Origin of the sequence: Halomonas sp. PR-M31 (genome assembly GCF_001039575.1) — a bacterium.
GTDB lineage: Bacteria > Pseudomonadota > Gammaproteobacteria > Pseudomonadales > Halomonadaceae > Modicisalibacter.
The window spans coordinates 1-1,666 of sequence record NZ_JIBT01000055.1 but is presented as its reverse complement, the minus strand read 5'-3'; the positions used below and the strand labels follow the sequence as shown (position 1 = coordinate 1,666).

Annotated in this window: 1 tRNA gene and 1 rRNA gene; both read right to left on the bottom strand. The window is 56.0% G+C overall.

The annotated features are described in order from the left end of the window. Window positions 1-53: 53 nt before the first annotated feature. Window positions 54-130, bottom strand: a tRNA-Ile gene (locus CH74_RS14430). A gap of 196 nt (window positions 131-326) precedes the next feature. Next, a 16S ribosomal RNA gene (locus CH74_RS14425) occupies window positions 327-1,666 on the bottom strand; the annotation flags it as partial.

Below are 1,666 nucleotides of genomic sequence, written 5' to 3'. Positions count from 1 at the left end.
CTTCTTCTTTATTTCACCCTAGGGGTGCGCTCTAACTAACTGAGCGAGAAGATTGGTGGGTCTGGGCAGACTCGAACTGCCGACCTCACCCTTATCAGGGGTGCGCTCTAACCAACTGAGCTACAGACCCGCACCGTTTTCGCCTATGCCTATAGCGTGTCGGCTTGCCGACCTCACCCTTCTCTTTACAAGGGCAGGGGGTGCACGCTAACCCACTGAGCTACAGACCCGGCTTTCCCACCGTCAGGATCCGCTCCCAAACAGTCATTGCTCTGTTTGATCAGGTAATTAATGTGAGCACTTGCAAGGATAGAACACGCATCGGTTAAGGAGGTGATCCAGCCGCAGGTTCCCCTACGGCTACCTTGTTACGACTTCACCCCAGTCATGAACCACACCGTGGTGATCGCCCTCCGAAGTTAGGCTAACCACTTCTGGTGCAGTCCACTCCCATGGTGTGACGGGCGGTGTGTACAAGGCCCGGGAACGTATTCACCGTGACATTCTGATTCACGATTACTAGCGATTCCGACTTCACGGAGTCGAGTTGCAGACTCCGATCCGGACTGAGGCCGGCTTTCTGGGATTCGCTTGAGCTCGCGCTTTCGCTGCCCTTTGTACCGGCCATTGTAGCACGTGTGTAGCCCTACCCGTAAGGGCCATGATGACTTGACGTCGTCCCCACCTTCCTCCGGTTTGTCACCGGCAGTCTCCTTAGAGTTCCCGACCGAATCGCTGGCAAATAAGGATAGGGGTTGCGCTCGTTACGGGACTTAACCCAACATTTCACAACACGAGCTGACGACAGCCATGCAGCACCTGTCTCTGCGTTCCCGAAGGCACCCCGAGATCTCTCTCGGGTTCGCAGGATGTCAAGGGTAGGTAAGGTTCTTCGCGTTGCATCGAATTAAACCACATGCTCCACCGCTTGTGCGGGCCCCCGTCAATTCATTTGAGTTTTAACCTTGCGGCCGTACTCCCCAGGCGGTCGACTTATCGCGTTAACTGCGCCACTAAGAACTCAAGGCTCCCAACGGCTAGTCGACATCGTTTACGGCGTGGACTACCAGGGTATCTAATCCTGTTTGCTACCCACGCTTTCGCACCTCAGTGTCAGTGTCAGGCCAGAAGGCCGCCTTCGCCACCGGTATTCCTCCCGATCTCTACGCATTTCACCGCTACACCGGGAATTCTACCTTCCTCTCCTGCACTCTAGTCGCCCCGTTCCGGATGCCATTCCCAGGTTGAGCCCAGGGCTTTCACACCCGGCGTGAACGACCACCTACGCGCGCTTTACGCCCAGTAATTCCGATTAACGCTTGCACCCTCCGTATTACCGCGGCTGCTGGCACGGAGTTAGCCGGTGCTTCTTCTGTGGGTGATGTCCTTCTTTAGGGTTATTAACCCCAAAGCCTTCTTCCCCACTGAAAGTGCTTTACAACCCGAAAGCCTTCTTCACACACGCGGCATGGCTGGATCAGGCTTGCGCCCATTGTCCAATATTCCCCACTGCTGCCTCCCGTAGGAGTTCGGGCCGTGTCTCAGTCCCGATGTGGCTGATCATCCTCTCAGACCAGCTACGGATCGTCGCCTTGGTGAGCCGTTACCTCACCAACCAGCTAATCCGACATAGGCTCATCCAATAGTGCGAGGTCCGAAGAGCCCC